Here is a 4007-nt window from a genome sequence, read left to right on the forward strand (position 1 = left end):
AGCGGCCTGCAGCTGCTGGCTTTTGGCATCGCTCTGCTGGGCCTGGTGCTGGCCACACTCCCGAGCCGTACCAAGACCTGACGCCGGGCGGCGGTCTTCACAAGCACCACAGACCCGTCGGTTGGGTGATGCCCATCCACAGGGCCCAGCCCGAGGCCAGCAGCAGCGCCAGCCCCGCGAGCCGGATGCCCCAGGCGCCCGAGCGCGCCTCGCGCAGGCGCAGCAGCAACCAGGGCCCGGCGAACAGCGACACGGACGAGCCGATGGCGAACAGCGCCATCACCGCCGCGCCCTGCACCGCGTCGGCCGAGAGCGAGGCCACCAGCAGCGCCGAATAGAGCAGACCGCAGGGCATGAGCGCCCAGCCGAAGCCCAGCACCCAGGGCGCGCGCGGGCCCAGGCGGGCGATGGCGGGTTTCGCGCGGCGCCAGATGCCCTGGCCCATGCCGTCAACCCACGCCGGCTGGCGCGCCCGCCAGAGCAGCCAGGCGCCCAGCAGCAGGGCCGCGACGTGGAACATGGTCCACAGCGGCCGGATCACCTGCGTGTGCGCGCCCAGCCAGGCCAGCCCCTGCACCGAGCCCGCCGCCAGCGCTCCCACGCTGGCGTAGCCAGCGACGCGGCTGAACTGGAACGCCAGCAGCGCGCGCGTGCCGCGCTCGCCGGCCACACGGCCGATGCCCGCGCAGGCCGCGCCGCACATGGCGATGCAGTGCGGCCCACCCACCAGGCCCATGAGCAGCGCCGTGATCAGCAGTGAACCGGACATCGGTGCGCTCAGAGAATCCTTGAAAACCGCGCGCGGTCCTGGTCGGCCTGCAGGTGGCGGTCGAACACCATGGCGATCGCGCGCACCAGGTACCAGCCGGTTTCGGTCACCTGCACGCCCTGCTCGTCCATGGTGACCAAGCCCTCGTCCACGAAGGGCTCGAGCGCGCGCAGCTCGTTGGCGAAGTAACGGCGACTGTCGATCAGGTGCCCCAGGTCGATGGCCTCGAACTGCAGTTCGCCCTGGCACATCAGGGACATGATCACCGCACGGCGCAGCACGTCGTCGCGCGTGAGCGCCAGGCCACGCACGATGGGCAGGCGGCCCTGGTCGAGCAGGTCCACGTACTCGTCCAGGGTCTTGGCGTTCTGGCTGTAGGTGGCGCCCACCCGGCCGATGGCCGACACACCGAGCGCGATGAGGTCGCAATCGGGCTGGGTGCTGTAGCCCTGGAAGTTGCGGTGCAGCCGGCCCTGGCGCTTGGCCACGGCCAGGGCGTCGTCGGGAAGGGCGAAGTGGTCCATGCCGACGTAAACGTAGCCCGCCGCGCGCAGGATGTCCAGCGAGGCCGATAGCATGGCCAGCTTGTCGGCCGCGCCCGGCAACTCGGCCGCCACGATGCGCCGCTGCGGCTTGAAGCGCGCCGGCAGGTGCGCGTAGGCGTACAGCGCCACGCGGTCCGGCCGCAGGGCCTGCAGCTGCGCCAGCGTGCGCCGGAAGGACTCGGGCGTCTGCAGCGGCAGACCGTAGATCAGGTCCACGTTGACCGACTCGAAGCCGATCTGCCGCGCCGCGTCGACCAGCGCGAACACCTGCTCGGCCGGCTGCACGCGGTGCACGGCCTTCTGTACGGCGGGATCGAAGTCCTGCACACCGAAGCTCAGGCGGTTGAAGCCCAGGCGGTGCAGCGCGCGCAGGCGTTCGGCGCTCACGGTGCGCGGGTCCACCTCGATGGAGTACTCGCCGCCCGGCGCGAGCGCGAAGTGGCGCCGCAGCATGGCCATCAGGTCTTCCAGCTCGGCATCGCTCAGGAAGGTGGGCGTGCCGCCCCCCAGGTGCAGCTGGGACACCGACTGGCCCGCGCCCAGGTGCTCGATCTGCAGGTCCAGCTCGCGCGAGAGGTGGCGCAGGTACTCGGCGCCGCGCGAATGGTGTTTTGTAATAACTTTGTTGCAAGCGCAGTAGTAGCACACCGATTCGCAGAACGGGATGTGCACATACAGCGACAGGGGCAGCGCCATCGACCCGGCCCGCCGCTGTCCCAGCGCCAGACGGTAGTCCTGCTCGGTGAAGGCCTCCACGAAGCGGTCGGCCGTGGGATAGGAGGTATAGCGCGGCCCCGGAACGTCGAAGCGACGCAGCAGTTCATCGGGGATCACATGGCTCACGGCGGGTCCTTCTGGCATGGCCCCACTGTGCCGGCTGGCGGGCCCAGACGCCTTGATCCTGGTCAAGCGGCTCTGTGATCCCGAACCCAAAGGGGTATGCTCGCTCCCTGTCATGCACTCAGGAACGACGCACATGGACGCGCAACGCATCAAAGTGGCGTGCTCAAGCTGCAACCTTCGCGAACTCTGCCTGCCCATGGGCCTGAGCGCAGAGGAAATGGGCCAGCTCGACACACTGATTTCCTCCCGCAAGCGCGTCAAGCGCGGCGAAGCCCTGTTCTCCGTCGGCGATCGCTTCACCTCGCTCTACGCCGTGCGCTCGGGCTTCTTCAAGACCTGCGTGACCACCGCCGACGGGCGCGACCAGGTCACGGGTTTCCAGATGGCGGGCGAGATCATCGGCCTGGACGGCATCGTGAGCGACCACCATGCCTGCGACGCGGTGGCGCTGGAAGACGCCGAGGTCTGCGTGATGCCCTTCAACCAGGTCGAAGAGCTGTCGCGCCAGTTCACCCCGCTGCAACACCACGTGCACCGCATCATGAGCCGCGAGATCGTGCGCGACCACAGCGTGATGCTGCTGCTGGGCAGCATGCGCGCCGAGGAGCGGCTGGCGGCCTTCCTGCTCAACCTGGTGCAGCGCCTGCAGGCGCGTGGCTTCTCGCCGTCCGAGTTCAACCTGCGCATGACGCGCGAGGAGATCGGCAGCTACCTGGGCATGAAGTTGGAGACGGTGAGCCGCACCTTCTCCAAGTTCGTCGACGACGGCATCATCGACGTCAAGCAGCGCTACGTGCACATCAAGGACACCGAGGCGCTGCGGCGCATCGTCAATCCGCAGACCTGCTCCTGAGCGCTTCCTGCGGCGGCAAGGCCAGCCACAGGCTCAGGCTGCAGGCGACGGCCGTCACCGCCCAGAACACGAAGAAGGCCACCGTGTAGACGGCGGGGCGCGACCAGTCGAGCGCGACGCCCTGCCAGTGCAACTCGCCCGGGTCCACCACCGCGAACACCAGCATCTCCAACACGCCGGCCATCAGGAATGACGGCCAGCCCACCCACATCCAGCGGCGGCCCATGTCAGTGGCCACCCTCGCGGACCACGGGCGAGGCCGCGTGGTTGCGCGCCTGGTGCGCGGGCTGCAGGCCGATCAGCGCCTCGTCGCGCTGCGGGCCCTGCAGGCGGCGTGCCTGCTCCAGTGTGGCCTGGTAGGCGGCCTTGTCGAGCACCGGGTCGGCGCCCTCGATGGCGATGACGGCGGTGCCGATGGCCGCCACCACCACCACCAGCGGCCCGCCCACCACCAGCCACATGGGGCCCACGCGCCACCAGGGCTCGGGCGCGTCGGTGCTCATCGGATCGGGGTTCATGGGGTCTCCTGCGAAAGCGTCATCGGGGAACGAGGAAGGTGCTCTTCTCACGCACCCGCACGCGCTCGTCCTGGGCGGCGCGCACTTCGAACTGGATGGGGTGCGAGCCGCTCGCGGCCACGCCGGGCGGCACCTGGACCCGCGCGGCGACGGCGCGCACCTCGGCGGGCGCCACCTCCACACGATCGCCAGACGCCAGGGCGATGCCCGGCAGGCCCTCCACGCGCAGTTCGTAGGTCTGCGCCACCTCGGTGGCATTCATGATCTGCAGCCGGTAGACGTTCTCGACGCGGCCTTGCTCCACCTCGCGCGCCAGCGCGCCGCGGTCGCGGATCACGTCCACCTTGAGCGGCGTGCGCAGCCAGAGGCTGCCCAGCACCGCCAGCGACACCGCCAGCAACACGCCGCTGTAGACCAGCACGCGCGGGCGCAGGGCGCGGCGCAGCATCTGCGCGCGGTTCCAGCCCTTGGCGACACCG

The 4007-nt window shown here is 70.0% G+C and carries 6 protein-coding genes; 1 reads left to right on the forward strand and 5 read right to left on the reverse strand.

Annotated features, from left to right (window positions below):
- Positions 1-97: 97 nt before the first annotated feature.
- Positions 98-769, reverse strand: coding sequence for a sulfite exporter TauE/SafE family protein (locus tag BGO22_RS01705; RefSeq protein WP_070399966.1), 672 nt, complete (start codon positions 767-769; stop codon positions 98-100).
- 8 nt (positions 770-777) lie between these two features.
- On the reverse strand, positions 778-2175 hold the full coding sequence (hemN, locus tag BGO22_RS01710; protein WP_070399965.1) for an oxygen-independent coproporphyrinogen III oxidase: 1398 nt from the start codon (positions 2173-2175) through the stop codon (positions 778-780).
- Between the two features lie 115 nt (positions 2176-2290).
- On the opposite strand from hemN, the gene fnr reads away from it, so the two are divergent.
- Complete coding sequence (gene fnr, locus BGO22_RS01715) at positions 2291-3010, forward strand: fumarate/nitrate reduction transcriptional regulator Fnr (RefSeq protein WP_070399964.1); 720 nt, start codon at positions 2291-2293, stop codon at positions 3008-3010.
- On the opposite strand, the gene BGO22_RS01720 is transcribed toward fnr, so the two are convergent.
- The 3 genes from BGO22_RS01720 to BGO22_RS01730 form a co-directional block, all read right to left on the reverse strand.
- Entirely contained in the window at positions 2988-3236 is a 249-nt protein-coding gene (locus tag BGO22_RS01720) for a hypothetical protein (protein WP_070399963.1), read from the reverse strand. The two genes, fnr and BGO22_RS01720, sit on opposite strands and share 23 nt — an antisense overlap.
- Before the next feature lies 1 nt (position 3237).
- Positions 3238-3528, reverse strand: a complete 291-nt coding sequence (locus BGO22_RS01725; RefSeq protein WP_070399962.1) for a hypothetical protein — start codon at positions 3526-3528, stop codon at positions 3238-3240.
- Positions 3529-3547: 19 nt separating this feature from the next.
- Positions 3548-4007: FixG Ig-like domain-containing protein (locus BGO22_RS01730; protein ID WP_286848489.1), on the reverse strand; the 460-nt coding region annotated here is incomplete at its 5' end.

Origin of the sequence: Hydrogenophaga sp. 70-12 (genome assembly GCF_001897365.1) — a bacterium.
In the GTDB taxonomy this organism is placed as follows: domain Bacteria; phylum Pseudomonadota; class Gammaproteobacteria; order Burkholderiales; family Burkholderiaceae_C; genus Hydrogenophaga; species Hydrogenophaga borbori.